At 64.8% G+C, this 14503-nt stretch carries 14 protein-coding genes and 1 pseudogene; 6 read left to right on the forward strand and 9 right to left on the reverse strand.

Annotated elements, in window-relative coordinates; genetic code table 11:
• The first annotated feature begins 110 nt into the window (after positions 1 to 110).
• From pstS to pstB, 4 genes are read left to right on the forward strand one after another with little or no spacing between them, the layout of a single operon-like run.
• Positions 111 to 1235: a phosphate ABC transporter substrate-binding protein PstS gene (gene pstS / locus ACAG21_RS04865; RefSeq protein ID WP_370494853.1), complete on the forward strand. Its 1125-nt coding sequence runs from the start codon at positions 111 to 113 to the stop codon at positions 1233 to 1235.
• A 47-nt stretch (positions 1236 to 1282) separates the two neighbouring features.
• The gene (pstC, locus tag ACAG21_RS04870) at positions 1283 to 2314 is read left to right on the forward strand and encodes a phosphate ABC transporter permease subunit PstC (RefSeq protein WP_370494854.1); all 1032 of its coding nucleotides are present in this window, start codon (positions 1283 to 1285) and stop codon (positions 2312 to 2314) included.
• The gene (pstA, locus tag ACAG21_RS04875) at positions 2311 to 3225 is read left to right on the forward strand and encodes a phosphate ABC transporter permease PstA (protein WP_370494855.1); all 915 of its coding nucleotides are present in this window, start codon (positions 2311 to 2313) and stop codon (positions 3223 to 3225) included. Before pstC ends, pstA begins: the two co-directional genes overlap by 4 nt.
• Positions 3226 to 3237: 12 nt before the next feature.
• Positions 3238 to 4014 (forward strand): phosphate ABC transporter ATP-binding protein PstB, encoded by a 777-nt coding sequence (pstB, locus tag ACAG21_RS04880; protein ID WP_096290155.1) that lies wholly within the window; start codon positions 3238 to 3240, stop codon positions 4012 to 4014.
• Between the two features lie 4 nt (positions 4015 to 4018).
• Here pstB and phoU read toward each other — a convergent pair whose 3' ends face one another.
• The 5 genes from phoU to ACAG21_RS04905 all read right to left on the reverse strand — a co-directional run bounded on the left by phoU (position 4019) and on the right by ACAG21_RS04905 (position 9996).
• A complete protein-coding gene (phoU, locus tag ACAG21_RS04885; RefSeq protein WP_370494856.1) occupies positions 4019 to 4687 on the reverse strand; it encodes a phosphate signaling complex protein PhoU in 669 nt (222 codons plus the stop codon).
• A 57-nt stretch (positions 4688 to 4744) separates the two neighbouring features.
• Positions 4745 to 6856 carry an LCP family protein gene (locus ACAG21_RS04890; RefSeq protein ID WP_370494857.1) on the reverse strand — a complete coding sequence of 704 codons (2112 nt, stop codon included), beginning with the start codon at positions 6854 to 6856 and terminating at the stop codon, positions 4745 to 4747.
• A gap of 222 nt (positions 6857 to 7078) precedes the next feature.
• The gene (dusB, locus tag ACAG21_RS04895; RefSeq protein ID WP_370494858.1) at positions 7079 to 8212 is read right to left on the reverse strand and encodes a tRNA dihydrouridine synthase DusB; all 1134 of its coding nucleotides are present in this window, start codon (positions 8210 to 8212) and stop codon (positions 7079 to 7081) included.
• A 7-nt stretch (positions 8213 to 8219) separates the two neighbouring features.
• Entirely contained in the window at positions 8220 to 9248 is a 1029-nt protein-coding gene (locus ACAG21_RS04900) for an acyl-ACP desaturase (protein WP_370494859.1), read from the reverse strand.
• A gap of 136 nt (positions 9249 to 9384) precedes the next feature.
• Positions 9385 to 9996, reverse strand: a complete 612-nt coding sequence (locus ACAG21_RS04905) for a TetR/AcrR family transcriptional regulator (protein WP_370494860.1) — start codon at positions 9994 to 9996, stop codon at positions 9385 to 9387.
• A 68-nt stretch (positions 9997 to 10064) separates the two neighbouring features.
• Here ACAG21_RS04905 and ACAG21_RS04910 point away from each other — a divergent pair, with 68 nt between their 5' ends.
• Positions 10065 to 11123 (forward strand): oxygenase MpaB family protein, encoded by a 1059-nt coding sequence (locus ACAG21_RS04910; protein ID WP_370494861.1) that lies wholly within the window; start codon positions 10065 to 10067, stop codon positions 11121 to 11123.
• Between the two features lie 2 nt (positions 11124 to 11125).
• Here the strand turns inward: ACAG21_RS04910 and ACAG21_RS04915 are convergent, their stop codons facing one another.
• Positions 11126 to 11623: a nucleoside deaminase gene (locus ACAG21_RS04915; protein WP_370494862.1), complete on the reverse strand. Its 498-nt coding sequence runs from the start codon at positions 11621 to 11623 to the stop codon at positions 11126 to 11128.
• Positions 11624 to 11748: 125 nt separating this feature from the next.
• On the opposite strand from ACAG21_RS04915, the gene ACAG21_RS04920 reads away from it, so the two are divergent.
• Entirely contained in the window at positions 11749 to 12648 is a 900-nt protein-coding gene (locus tag ACAG21_RS04920; protein WP_370494863.1) for a class I SAM-dependent methyltransferase, read from the forward strand.
• Positions 12649 to 12652: 4 nt separating this feature from the next.
• Here the strand turns inward: ACAG21_RS04920 and ACAG21_RS04925 are convergent, their stop codons facing one another.
• The 3 genes and pseudogenes from ACAG21_RS04925 to ACAG21_RS04935 form a co-directional block, all read right to left on the reverse strand.
• Positions 12653 to 13447 (reverse strand): TIGR04255 family protein, encoded by a 795-nt coding sequence (locus tag ACAG21_RS04925; RefSeq protein WP_370494864.1) that lies wholly within the window; start codon positions 13445 to 13447, stop codon positions 12653 to 12655.
• A gap of 173 nt (positions 13448 to 13620) precedes the next feature.
• Positions 13621 to 13947: pseudogene (locus ACAG21_RS04930) on the reverse strand (IS481 family transposase); the annotation flags it as partial.
• 122 nt (positions 13948 to 14069) lie between these two features.
• The gene (locus ACAG21_RS04935; RefSeq protein WP_062899705.1) at positions 14070 to 14495 is read right to left on the reverse strand and encodes an ester cyclase; all 426 of its coding nucleotides are present in this window, start codon (positions 14493 to 14495) and stop codon (positions 14070 to 14072) included.
• Between the last annotated feature and the right edge of the window lie 8 nt (positions 14496 to 14503).

Genomic DNA, 14503 nt, shown 5'->3' on the forward strand with positions numbered 1-14503 from the left:
CTGACAATTCACCGCACGTTCACCACTTAGGCACTCTTGTGAACCGTGCGTCAGCGCATAGTTTCGAGCGGCGGCGGCATGCGTGGAAACAGTGTCAGAAAGCGAGATCGGTGAGCCTGGACAACGTGGGCAAGGCGCTGGCGGCAGCGGTGCTGACGATCACGATGACCAGTGCGGGCCTGACGGCGTGCGGCAGCGATGACAACCATCACGACCCGGCCTCGGTCGCGTCCTCGGGACCCGCCGGCACGCCGACCTGTGGCGGCAAAAACGAACTGACGGCCGAAGGGTCGACCGCTCAACAGAATGCGATGGCGGTGTTCGGCCACCTCTGGGGCCAGTACTGCCCGCGCAAGTCGGTGTCGTACAACCCGACGGGATCGGGAGCGGGCCGCGAGCAATTCATTGCCGGCCACGTCGATTTCGCCGGATCGGACTCGCCGCTGATCGCCGACCAGATCCTGCCGGCCACCAAGCGCTGCAACGGAAACCCCGCGTGGGACCTGCCGCTGGTGTTTGGGCCGGTGGCGCTGGTCTACAACCTGCCCGAGGTCAAGTCGTTGATCGTCAACAGCGATGCGCTGGCCAGGATTCTGACCGGCCGGATCACCGCCTGGAACGACCCAGTCCTGACGGCGCTGAATCCCGGTGTGGCGCTGCCCGACATCAGGATCGCGCCGATTTACCGGATGGACTCGTCGGGTACCACCGACAACGTGCAGAAGTTTCTGACCGCCGCGGCGCCGGAGAGTTGGTCGCAGGGAGTCGGCACCGAGTTTTTGGGCGGTGTCGGCGAAGGAGCGACGAAGTCCTCCGGTGTCATCCAGGCGGTGCGGGCCACCCACGGCGCCATCGGATACGTCGAAAAAGGCTTCGCTGACCAGGCTGGCCTTCCCTACGCGCAACTCGCCACGGCCACCGGTGTGGTCCCGCTGACCACCGCGACGGCTAGTGCCGCGATCGACACGGCCACCTTCGTGACGGGAGGCAACGACCTGGTGCTGAACCTGAATTCGATGTATGCCGCCCAGCAGCCGGGCGCCTATCCGTTGGTACTGACCACCTACGAGATCGTCTGCTCGAAGGGTTATGACACCGAGACCGCCAAGGCGGTCAAGTCCTTCCTGAGCGTGGCGGCGAACACCGGCCCGGCCAGCCTTTCCTCGGCCGGCTATATCGCGTTGACCGATAAGGTCAAGGAGCGATTGATCACCGCGATCAATGCGATGCAGTAGCCCGCGGGTCGCAGGAGCACACCAAAACCAGCAGTGACGGATTCACAATGACTACGCCAGACCCATCCCAGGCGGGTTCGGGTGCGGTTGTCGCCGCGTCCTTTCCCGAGGCGCCGGTCGTGCCCATCCGTTCCTGGAAGGCTGTCCAATCCCGCTTCGGGGACCGGGTCTTTCGCAAGTTCGCGGAGACCTCGGCGGTCCTGGTCGCTACCGTCGTCATCGCGATCGGCGGGTTTCTGCTGGTGCGCGCCATACCGGCGCTCAAGCGCAACCAGGAAGACTTCTTCACCTACCGCGGCAACTGGGTCACCACGAACACCTCGGCGATGCACTTCGGCATTCTCGACCTGCTGCAGGTCACGGTGTTCATCTCGGTGTTCGCGTTGATCCTGGCGATGCCCGTAGCGCTGGGCGTCGCCATCTTCCTCACCCAATACGCACCGCGGCGGCTCGCCGGGGCGCTGGCCTACACGGTCGATCTGCTGGCCGCGGTGCCCTCGATCATCTATGGCGTATGGGGCCTGTATGTCCTGGCTCCCCAGCTGAGGCCGGTTGCGACTTGGCTGAACCAGTCGCTGGGCTGGTTCTTCCTGTTCGCCGACGGCAGTGCGTCTCCCGCCGGCGGCGGCACCATCTTCACCGGCGGGATCGTGCTGGCGGTGATGATCCTGCCGCTGATCACCGCGGTCACCCGGGAAGTGTTCGTGCAGACGCCGCACGAACAGATCGAGGCCGCGCTGGCGCTCGGTGCCACCCGCTGGGAGGTCGTCACCACAACGGTGTTGCCGTTCGGTAGGTCGGGGTACATCTGCGGCGCGATGCTGGGGCTGGGCCGGGCCCTGGGTGAGACGGTCGCTCTGCTGATCATCTTGCGCGGCGCTCAAAAGGCGTTCGGCTGGTCGCTATTCGACGGCGGCTCGACCTTCGCAACGAAGATCGCGGCCACCGCTTGGGAATTCAGCGACCGATACAAGGCCGGCGCGTATATCGCGGCGGGACTGGTGCTTTTCGTGCTGACCTTCGTCGTCGATGCGCTGGCGCGCGGCGCCCTCGCCGGGATCCGCAAGGGCCCGCGATGACCTCGATCTACGACCGCCCGCTCAAGGCTCGCACGCTGTCCGGGCTCGGACGGCGCCGCCGGGCCTCGAACATCGTTGCGACGGTGTTGGTTTCGCTGTCCATGCTGATTGCGCTGGCGCCCCTGCTGTGGGTACTGGGCGCGGTTATCGTCAAGGGGTTCAACGCTATCGCGTCCGCGTCGTGGTGGACGCATTCACAGGCGGGCACGACGCCGTTTGTGCGCGGAGGCGGTGCCTACCACGCGATCGTCGGCACGCTGTTGCAGGGATTGATGTCCGCCGCGATCTCCGTGCCCATCGGGGTGATGCTCGCGATCTATCTGGTCGAGTATGGGGGTGGTACCCGGCTCGGCAGGCTGGCGACATTCATGGTGGACATCCTGTCCGGTGTGCCATCAATTGTTGCCGCATTGTTCATCTACGCGTCGTGTGTGGCCACGCTGGGCCTTGACCGTTCCGGGTTCGCTGTGTCATTGGCCCTGGTCCTGTTGATGCTGCCGGTGATCGAGCGATCGACGGAGGAGATGCTGCGGATTGTGCCGATGGACCTACGCGAGGCCAGCTACGCGCTGGGTGTTCCGAAGTGGAAAACCATTGTCAGGGTGGTGATTCCGACGGGGCTGTCGGGCATCGTCACCGGGATCATGTTGGCGCTGGCACGGGTGATGGGCGAGACGGCGCCGCTGCTTGTCTTGGTCGGCTATTCGCAGGCGATGAACTTCGACCCCTTCAAGGGATTCATGGGGTCGTTGCCTGGCATGATGTTCAACGAGACAGCTGCGGGCGCAGGCGTCAACCCGGTTCCCACCGAGCGGCTCTGGGGAGCGGGGCTTACCCTGATCGTGATCATCGCCGTGATCAACGTCGGGGCCAGAGTGGTTTCGAAGATGTTTGCCCCCAAGAAGTCCTAGGCAGGAGTACCGGTGGCCAAGCGGTTGGACCTCAAAGACGTCAACATCTACTACGGGTCGTTTCAGGCGGTCGCCGATGTGACGCTGTCGATTCTGCCGCGGAGTGTGACGGCTTTCATCGGCTCATCCGGCTGCGGCAAGACGACCGTCTTGCGCACGCTGAACCGGATGCACGAGGTCATCCCGGGCGCGCGGGTCCAGGGTGCGGTGATGCTTGACGATGAAAACATCTATGCCCCGGGCATCGACCCGGTTGCTGTGCGACGGGCGATCGGCATGGTGTTCCAGCGGCCAAACCCGTTTCCCGCCATGTCTATTCGGGACAACGTGGTGGCGGGCCTGAAATTGCAGGGCGTGCGCAATCGCAAGCTGCTCGACGAAGTCACCGAACACTCGCTGCGCGGCGCCAACCTGTGGGATGAGGTCAAGGATCGGTTGCACAAACCCGGCGGTGGTCTGTCCGGCGGTCAGCAGCAGCGGTTGTGCATCGCGCGCGCGATCGCCGTTCAGCCCGATGTGTTGCTGATGGACGAGCCGTGCTCCGCGCTGGACCCGATCTCGACGATGGCGATCGAGGAACTGATCAGCGAGTTGAAGCAGGACTACACGATCGTGATCGTGACGCACAACATGCAGCAGGCCGCTCGTGTCAGCGATCAGACGGCGTTTTTCAACCTGGAAGCCGCGGGCAAAGCCGGCCGGCTCATCGAGATCGACGACACCGAGAAGATCTTCTCCAACCCCAAACAGAAGGCCACCGAGGACTACATCTCCGGTCGCTTCGGTTAACGGGTTACGGCGACGCTTGCGCCGTCTCGTCTTCGGGTAACTTGCCCGTCGCCTGGAAAATCACCCGCCTGGCCACCTCGACCGCGTGGTCGGCGAAGCGTTCGTAGAAGCGGCCCAGTAGCGTCACGTCGACGGCGGCCGCCACACCGTGCTTCCATTCGCGGTCCATCAGCACCGAGAACAAGTGCCGGTGCAGATCGTCCATCGCGTCGTCTTCGTCGCGGATACGGGCGGCTTTCTCCGGGTCGCGGGACAACACCACTTCCTGCGCGCTGTTGCCCAATTCGACTGCTACTCTGCCCATTTCAGCGAAATAGCCGTTTACCTCTTCGGGCAGAGCGTGCTGAGGGTGGCGTCGGCGAGCGATCTTGGCGACGTGCAACGCGAGCGCGCCCATCCGGTCGATGTCGGCCACCATCTGGATGGCACTCACGATGGACCGGAGATCGCCGGCCACCGGTGCCTGCAGCGCCAGCAGGACGAAGGCACTCTCCTCGGCGCGAGCGCTCAACCGGGCTATTTCTTCGTGGCCGGAGATAACCTGTTCGGCGAGGACGAGATCGGCCTGCAGGAGTGCCTGGGTTGCCTGCTCCATAGCTACCCCCGCCAGCCCGCACATCTCGCCGAGGCGCTCGGACAAATCCGAGAGTTGCTCATGGTAGGCGGTCCGCATATCGCCAAGCCTACTGACTCGGCGTCGTGATCGGCGATCTACTGAGCCGAAATACGGTTATTCACAGGTGGTATCGGCGGCGTTCGTCACCGTCAGGTCGTCCGGCAATTTGGTTGGCGTGCTGCCCGGACTGCGATCGATCTGGACGGACAGCGACGAGCCGCTGGGCGCGGGAGTGCTCACCGACTTGAAGTCCGGGCCGAGCACGACCTGAACGACCTGCCCGTAGCCGGAAACCCGGGCAACCTTCGAGTTGGCGAATGCCGATGCCACCGTCGCGGCAGCTTGTTCGTTGCCGGGCGAGAAGAACACCGTCGTGGCGTTCAGCGAACTCGGATAGTCATCGGGTGACATGACGTTGAACCCGTTGCGTTTGAGTTGGCTGGTGGCGGTGGCGGCGAGCCCGCTCTGCGGGGTCGCATTGGAGACCCGCACGGTGACCTCGTCGGGTGAGGTCGTCGTCACCTGCTCGCGTCGTTCCTCGGGGGCGGCGCTCGGCGGCGATGACTTCTTGGTGGTGGGTGCGGTCGTCGGTCCCGAGCTCGGCGTCGTCGACAGGTTCTGCGCGTTCTGGTCGTTCTCCTCGGGCAGCGGATCGTCGTTGATGATCGCGCTGAAGAGGGCCTTCATGTCGGCGGTCCGCGGCGGTTCGTCGCCGTTCTGGTCGGTCACACCGGTGGGCACCGTGACGAAGGTGAAGTGCCCGGCCGCCATGCCCTGCAGCGACTGTCCCAGCTGAACAAGGTCTTTGGTCTGGACGTTGTCCACGCGGCTGTTGCTGATGAACATGTTGACGACGTTGTTGAGCTTGTTGAGGTCGGTCAGCGTGGATTCGGAGATCAGCGAACGCAGCAGCGAGGACAAGAACAATTGCTGACGTTTGATACGCCCGTAGTCGCCGTTGAATTCCGTGGTGACCTGGCGGGCCCGCACGTAGTTCAGTGCCGTTGGGCCATCGATGATCTGGCGTCCCGAATGCTCGAGGACGGTACCGAGTTCGTAGTCGTGCAGCGGGGTCTTGCTGCACACCTCCACGCCGCCGAGGGCTTCGACCATCTTGGCGAAGCCGGCGAAGTCGACGGCGATGAACCGGTTGATGCTCAACCCGGACAGCTTCTGGATTTCTTTCACCAGACATTTCGGGCCGCCGAAGGAGAACGCCGAGTTCAGCTTGGTCTCGGTGTAGACCATCTTGGGACCCCAGGTCTTCGTCTTCTCGTCGTAGAGGGGGCCGTACTTACCGGTTTCGGGGTTCCACGCTTCGCACTGCATCGGGGTGATCGCCAGATCGCGGGGGAACGAGACCGCCACCACGCGTTTGCGGTTCGCCGGGATGTTGACCAGGATCACGGTGTCCGACCGGGCGCCGCCCGCGTCCTCCGTGTCACCCGCGCCCATGTCGGCGTTCTCGCCCGAGCGCGAGTCCATGCCGACGATCAGGAAGTCTTCATCGCCGTACTGGCCACCGGGGTCGACGATGTCGCCGGAGTCCGGGTCGAGCGCGTTGATGACATTGAGGCGGTGGTTTTTCGACGCACTCCACTGGTAAGCACCGCCGGTCACGGCCAGCGCCACCCCGGCGCACAGAGCGGCCATCGATCGAACGGCCAGCAGAATCGGCCGACGGCGTGACGTGCGTTTCGGCGCCGAGTTCGCGGGAGATTTCGGTCGACGGGTCCGCTTCGGCTTGACCGGGCGCGCATCGCTCGGTTCCTCGACCGCGAGTTCGGGCGCGGGCTCGTCGCCCTGCGGATAGTTCGTCAGTTCGAGGTCGGGAACCTCCGAGACGACGTCGAGCAAGTAGGCCGGGGTATCGATGACCTGGGTGTCCTGTAGGTCCGGCTCGGGTCCGTCGTCCAGGGCCGCCCGGCGGTGCCGGGTGCCGGCGTTGGTGGCGCCAACCTTGGCGATCAGATCCGCGACGCTGAGCGCACCGGAAGCATGGCTTCCGCCTCGCTCCGCGCTGCGGACCGACCGCTCGACAGGTTCGGCCGCCTCTTGGTCGGATGTCCGGGCGGGCGGCTCAATCTGCCAACGGTGGACGCTGTCATCGGCGACTGGTTCGGAGAACCGCTCCCACGGTGCGGCGCTCGAACCCGTGGAGACGGCTTGACGGTCGCGGGGGCCACGGCGGTGGTCAAGAGTGGCGTCTACCTCGCCGTCACCCATGTCCTACTCGCCTCCGAAGCCCTGATCCGCCGTCAGTGATGTCCGTGCGCCAATTCACCGCCGCGCCGCGCTAACAACGCTGCGGCTTCGCTACCCGTGGGTCGCGCCGTAATCCACAGCCCCTGGGCAGCGGGTTAAACGGACCGCCACCCAAACGCAATCAAGCAAGGTCCACATCGTACTGACTTATCGACGCAGACGCGATTTCGAGCGGGGTTCGGCTCAGCCGCCCGAGTGCATGACGTCGGCCCCCGCCGGAACCGTGCAGTCGTCGGGGTCGTTCAGCCAGCCTTCGGGCAGGCTGACGCGGGCCGGTGACCCCTGGCGGCCGCGCGGCCCGGTCGCCGTCTCCGGGAATTCGACGGTGCGGTCCAGCCGGTCCAGCAGCGCGTCGAGCTCGTCGAGCGTCTTGACCAGGGCCAGCGCGCGCCTCAGATCGGATCCGGCCGGGAAACCGTGCAGATACCAGGCGACGTGTTTGCGGATGTCGCGCATGCCCTTGTCCTCGCCGAAGTGCGCGGTGAGCAACTCGCCGTGCCGGCGCACGATGTCGGCGACTTCACCGAGCGTCGGCGGGGTGGGGGACGGGGTGCCGGTGAAAGCGGCCGACAGCTCGGCGAACAGCCAGGGCCGGCCCAGGCAACCGCGGCCGATCACCACGCCGTCGCATCCGGTGCTGGCCATCATCGTCAGCGCGTCGCTGGCGTCGTAGATGTCACCGTTGCCCAGCACTGGAATCGTCGTGACGTGTTGCTTGAGCAGCGCGATCTGTTCCCAGTCGGCGGTGCCGGAGTAGCGCTGCGCCGCGGTTCGGGCATGCAGCGCGACCGCGGCCGCGCCCTCGGCTTCGGCAATGCGGCCGGCGTCGAGGTGGGTGTGGTGCTCGTCGTCGATGCCGACGCGGAACTTCACCGTCACCGGGATGTCGGTGCCTTCGGTGGCGCGCACCGCGGCGGCGACGATCTGACCGAAAAGGCGCCGCTTGAACGGCAGCGCCGCGCCGCCGCCCCGCTTGGTGACCTTGGGCACCGGGCAGCCGAAGTTCATGTCGATGTGGTCGGCCAGGCCCTCGTCGGCGATCATCTTGGCCGCCGCGTAGGTGGTGGCCGGGTCGACGGTGTAGAGCTGCAACGAGCGCGGCAATTCGTCCGGGGCGAACGTGGTCATGTGCATCGTGACCGGATGCCGCTCGACGAGTGCCCGCGCGGTCACCATCTCGCAGACGTAGAGCCCACTGACGGTGCCGACCCGGCTCAACTCCAGCTCCCGGCACAGCGTCCGGAACGCAACGTTGGTCACGCCTGCCATCGGTGCCAAGACCACCGGGCTGGCGAGCTCGATGGAGCCGATGCGCACTGCTTGGTTACCGCCTGCTCATCGCCAGCTTGCCGGCCGTCTGGTGCAGCTCGAACGCGGTGACCTTCTTACCCGTGCGAGCTTCCCGGTCGAGCTGGCGCTGCTTGGACACCTCGAACTTGTCGCAGGCATCCTCGAGTTCCTTGATCAGCAGGCCGAGGTCATCGCGCAGAGCGGCCGCCTCACCGGTGATGTCCTCACGCTCGAAGAAGCGCCATTTCTTCAGCACCGGCATCACGACCTCGTCGAGGTGGATGCGCGGATCGTAGACGCCGCCGACGGCGATGTAGACGGCCTTGCGGCGGAACTCGGGCACCTGGAAGCCGGGCATCTGGAAGTTGCGCAGGATCTTGTGCAGCGACCTCGTCGCCTGGTTGGGGTCGATCTCGAAGCCGGCCTCGCTGACATCGCGGTAGAAGATCATGTGCAGGTTTTCGTCGGCCGAGATCTTGCCCAGCAACTGGTCCGCGATGGGCTCGTTGCAGGCCCTGCCGGTGTTGCGGTGCGAAATGCGGGTCGCCAGTTCCTGGAAGGTCACGTAGATGACCGAGTCGAACAGGCTCTCGGCGAACAGGTCGTCGCGGACCTGGTGATTCTGGCCCGGGCTGAAGCCGCGGTTGACGACCTCGATGCGCAGCTTCTCCAGCTCGACGGGGTCGACAGCACGGGTCACGACGAGGTAGTCGCGCAGCGCGATGCCGTGCCGGTTCTCTTCGGCGGTCCACCGGTTGACCCAGGTGCCCCACGGGCCGTCGAGACCGAAGTTCATCGCGATCTCACGGTGATAGGAGGGCAGGTTGTCCTCGGTCATCAGGTTCTGCACCATCGCGACCTGGGCGAGGTCGGAGAGCTTGCTCTGCTCCGGGTCCCAATCCTGTCCGCCGAGCGCGTAGAAGTTCTTGCCGTCCGACCACGGGATGTAGTCGTGCGGGTTCCACGCCTTGTGCATGCTCAGGTGCCGATTGAGATACTTCTCGACCACCGGCTCCAGCTCGTGCAAAAGCTGCAAGTCGGTCAGGTCGGCTGTCGCTGGCATGACACCCCCAGTTATCTGTGTCTAATGGTTGCAGTCAATATATCTGTGTCGATCAGTAGCATCAAGTTCCGTCCCGGGCGCGCCGAGTCACAACTTGGCTACTTAATACGGCTGGCTCTCAGCGGGCAAACGGGCGTTACTCGGATACCCCGTCGGGGGGTGGAACATACGGGGCCGCCGTGTTGAAGAGCATGTTGACGCAATAGTCGATGAACTGTTTGCGAGTGGCGCCGAGCTGCCTGTTCAGATAGGCGGTGAACAAGCTGGTCAGGCCGCCGACCAGGCTGGTGGCGATCATCTTCTGCAGCACCGGATCGCCGATGTTGGACAGCTTTTTCTGCAGCAGATCGATGAAGCTGGGCATCCACTCCGCGCCGGATTGGGTCAGGATCGGCTCGACGGCCGGCGCCAAGAGCAGCACACGCCCGCGCACCGGGTCGTCGACCATCAGCTCGACGAACTGCTCAACCGCTTCTCGCGGGGTGTCCGCGGAGGTGAGGGCGGTCATGGCGCGGGCACAGACGTCGTCGTAGACCGCGCGCACGAATTCGTCACGGTCGGAAAAGCTCTCGTAGAAGTAGCGCTCGGTCAGCGCGGCCTTGCGGCAGACGGCCCGGACGGTCAGCGCTGGACCGCGTTCGCTGCCCAGTAATTGCACGCCGGCGGCGATCAGGTTGTCGCGTCGGAGGGCGTGGCGACTTTCCAGGGGGACGCCTGACCAACGGCCCCGTCGTTGACCGGATTGCACATCGCTCCTAAGCTCTAAATTGACAACGCACGTAGTCAGAAATTCGGCTAGCTATAGGAAACCCAATAGTGACCCAACATACGTCCGCAGCCTGCCCACTGACCAGCGCCGAAGCTGGTAGCGGCGCGACCACTCTCGACGAGTCGGCAATGTCTGACCCCGTTTCTGGCGGGGTCGCGAGCGGGTGTCCGGTATCACAATTTGGATATAACGCTTCGCCACTGGGTCCCGATTCCCTGACGTGGCGCTACTTCGGGGATTGGCGCGGCATGTTGCAGGGTCCCTGGGCGGGCTCCATGCAGAACATGCACCCGCAACTGGGCGCGGCAGTCAGCGACCACTCGACCTTCTTCCGGGAACGCTGGCCCCGGCTGTTGCGGTCGTTGTATCCGATCGGCGGCGTCGTCTTCGACGGGGATCGCGCTCCGGTCACCGGCGCCGAGGTGCGCGACTACCACGTCAACATCAAGGGTGTCGACGAACAGGGGCGCCGCTATCACGCACTGAATCCCGACGTCTTCTACTGGGCGCATGCCACCTTCTTCGTCGGGACTATCCATGTGGCAGAACGGTTCTGCGGCGGGCTGACCGAGCAGCAGAAGCGCCAGCTGTTCGCCGAACACATCGACTGGTATCGGATGTACGGCATGAGCATGCGGCCGGTCCCGGCATCCTGGGAGGACTTCCAGGCCTACTGGGATCACATGTGCCGCAACGTGTTAGAGAACAACGAGGCCGCACGTGCGGTGCTGGATCTGACCGACCTGCCCAAGCCGCCATTTGCCGGCAAGGTTCCGGATTGGTTGTGGGCGGCGCAACGCAAACTGCTGGCACCGTTCTTCGTCTGGTTCACCGTCGGTCTGTACGACCCGCCGGTGCGCCAGCTGATGGGCTACCACTGGTCGCGCCGTGACGAATGGCTGCACCGGCGCCTCGGTGACCTTGTTCGTATCGTGTTCGCTTGTGTGCCAGCACGATTCAGAAAGCATCCGCGGGCCAGGGCGGGCTTGGATCGGGCGTCCGGACGGATCCCGGCCGACGCGCCGCTGGTGCACACGCCGGCGCGCAACCTGCCGCCGATCGACGAGCGGGACAACCCAATGCACTACTGCCCCAACGTGTCCTAGGGCTAGCCCGGAATCGCCGTCGATTTGCGCTCGCCGCCGTTGCGTTCGTTCCACAACCGGTAGACCTCGACCGCGTCGTCCTGGGGCTGGTATCGCATGGGCAGCCGTCGCTGGTCCCAGCTTTTGGCGAATTCGTCGTAGAACGTCGAGACCTCAAAGTATTTGCGGTCATCGAGGTAGTACTGCTCGTAGGACTCGCGGGTGATCAAGAAGACGACTTCCGCAGGCGAGCAGTAGTACAGCGAGCCCAGGCACATCGGGCACGGATGGGCCATCACGTAGATGGTGGCGTCAACCAGGTGCTCGGTACCCAGCTTGATGCAGGCTTCGCGAATCGCGAGGATCTCGGCGTGGGCGGTCGGATCGTTGGTCTGGGCGACCTTGTTGGCGCTCTCGGCGAGCACCTGGCCGTCTTGGACGATCACCGTCGCGAACGGGCGGCCGCCCTCGGCGACGTTTCGACGGGCCAGGTCGATGGTCCGTTGGGCAAAATCGGTCACGGGTCCTCCGGCGCGGGCGGGCAGCAGATAGGTCGGAGAGTAGTCCCGGCCGGTTCAGCGGCCGCCGGTCGTGGTAATAACTAGCTTGTCTATGTTTGTTGGAGTTTCAGATTCAGGGGAGCACTGTGGCGCGCACCGATAGCGATCGCTGGGACCTCGCGACGAGCGTCGGGGCGACGGCAACCATGGTCGCCGCCCACCGGGCGCTGTCCCACGACGAGAAGTTGATCGACGACCCGTACGCCGCCGCGTTGGTGCGGGCAGTCGGGATAGATGTGTACGTCCGAATGGTCGACGGGCAGATTCCGGTCGGCGGGGACGCCGAATTCGACCCGCGCCGCACGGCCGAGGGGATGGCCTGTCGCACCAGGTTCTACGACCAGTACTTCGTGGCAGCCGCACGCAGTGGCGTCGCGCAGGCGGTGATTCTCGCCTCGGGCCTGGATGCCCGCGCCTACCGTCTGCCGTGGCCGGCGGGCACCGTCGTCTACGAGGTCGACATGCCCGACGTGATCGAGTTCAAGACCCTGACTCTGGGTGATCTCGGCGCACAGCCGACCGCGCAGCGCCGCACCGTCGCGGTCGATCTGCGTGACGACTGGGCCAGCGCGCTACAGGCCGCGGGATTCGATCCGAAGGCACCCTCGGCATGGAGCGCGGAGGGCTTGCTGGTCTACCTGCCCGACGAGGCTCAGGACACGTTGTTCGACAACATCACCGAACTCAGCGCCCCGGGCAGCCAGCTGGCTTTCGAATTCGTCCCCGACACAGCGATTTTCGCAGATCCACGGTGGCGCGCTCACCACGACCGGATGAGCGAACTCGGCTTCGAAGTCGACTTCAACGATCTCGTCTACCACGGCCACCGCAGCCACCTCGTCGACCACCTCAAGCAGCGTGGCTGGGACGTGTCGTCACAGACGGTCAAGGAACTGCACGCGGCCAACGGCTTTCACTACCCCGAAGACGACGTGGCGCAGGCGTTCGCGGATGTGACCTACAGCAGGGCGGTGCGCAGCCGATAAGGCATCAGCCCTGCAGGTCATCCTTGAGGCGGCTGGTGAGCATTTCCTGAAACACCGCACGGGCCGGCTCGTAGAGATTGTGGAACGTCGCACGGACCGCATCCCGGTTGTATTCGGGGATCGAGGCGACCGGGGTCCAGAAGCTGTCGATGTCCAGCTGGAAAAACGGTCCGGGCTGCGCCGGCAGGGTCCGGCGCAAGTAGTAGTTGGGGTCCAGGGCCTGGCCGATGCCCGGTCCATACCGCACGATCATCGATTTGCCCGGTTGCTGTTCGCGGTAGACCGCAGCACCCTGCCATTCGGTCAGGGTCAGCCCACCGGGAGCGATGCGTTGCGGGCCCAGCAGCGGCTCGGCGATCCATTCGGCCCAGTCGATGCGACCGTCGGGGCCCAGCGGGACGCGGATTTCCAGCAGATAGCGCAGACCGATGCGTTCCACTCCGACGATCGACGACACCTGGGAACGAGCCTCGATGACGCGCATCGCGACGTCCGAGAGTGCTTCGAAGGTGGAGTAGGCCGTCGTCTCGATGACGATTGCCTGATTCTTGATCGAGGCGGCCAGCGTGCCGTCCCGGTTGACATAGCGGGCGAACTGCTCCGCCGTAGGCGCCGGGCCACCCCCCGGAGCCATCGCCCAGGCGACGTCCTGAGCTTGGCGTTCGATGGGCAGGTCATCGGCGAGCAGGCTTTTGAGCTCTCGGCCCGACGATTCGGTGAGGGAATCCGTTGCGGGGTGACGGATTTCCATCGTAACCAGAGCTGCGGGCGCGTTTTGCCAGGCCGGATCGACACTCACCCGCGAAGCATAGCCAAGTCGGGTGACGGCCAAACGAGGACTTCGGCCTGCTGTCATCTGCCGTAACGGCCGACGCCACCGGGGTTCGTACCGCGTTGTGGTGCCCCTGTTCATCGTCGTCGGTTGATGGTTGACGTTTCTATGTCGGTTGATCCTTGACACTCATGTTGTGGTCAGCCTTGCGCGTGGGTGCGTAGGGCTCGTTTGTTTCGTACCTCGCCGTGGCTGGTTCGGGCGGCGGTTTTGACCAGTTCGTCGCCGATGAAAAACCGCAGCAACTCGCCGTCGACGTGGACATCGCAGCGTGCGCCGGCGTAGTGGCGGCCCACGCAGACCTGCTGCCAGGACACGCACACGATGCCGTTGGCACACACCCGGCGGCTGACCCAGTCCTCGCTGGTGCGCTCTGCAGCCGGTGGTGTCCGTGTTGCCGGTGGCATCGCCGGTGCGGGGCTGAAGCGTTGTGCGGGGGTGGCCATGTCCAGCGACTGATGCCGGCGTTTCTCTGGGGGTCCGGCCCGGAGCTGCTGTAGGTCTCCCGTGTTTTGTGCAGGTCGTGCGGCTGATTGTGGAACGATATTCTGCGCAACAGGTGTGGTGCAAGCAGATTGGTCTTGATGATTCAGCGGTCTTGCTGGGTCAGTTGTCGGCGGAGGGTATCGAGGTCGCCGAGTACCCAGATGTCGGTGATGAGATCGTCTGCGGTGGTGAAGAAGGCAGCGCCGGAGTAGACGAACTGGCGGCCGGTTGCAGGGATGCCGAGCAGCGGCCCGAGGTGAGTTCCCGAGTACCGGAGTCGGGCTGCTGCACGGTGCCCATCGCTGACAAGGTCGAGGATTTCATTGTGGAAATCTGGCGCACCACGCTGGATTTGGTCCCGATAGGCGCGCCATTGATCGCGGCCGGTGGTGGAGGTTCCGAGGGATCCTCGGAAGGTGATATCGGGCGCCAACGTGTCATCGACGGCGGCGTTGTCCCATTCGTTCCACAGCCGCTCGTAGAACCGCCGCACCAGGTCGTGAGCCGAAAGCGGGACCGAGCCCCTCATGAATGCTC

Origin of the sequence: Mycobacterium sp. pR1184, from assembly GCF_041287235.1 — a bacterium.
In the GTDB taxonomy this organism is placed as follows: Bacteria; Actinomycetota; Actinomycetes; order Mycobacteriales; family Mycobacteriaceae; genus Mycobacterium.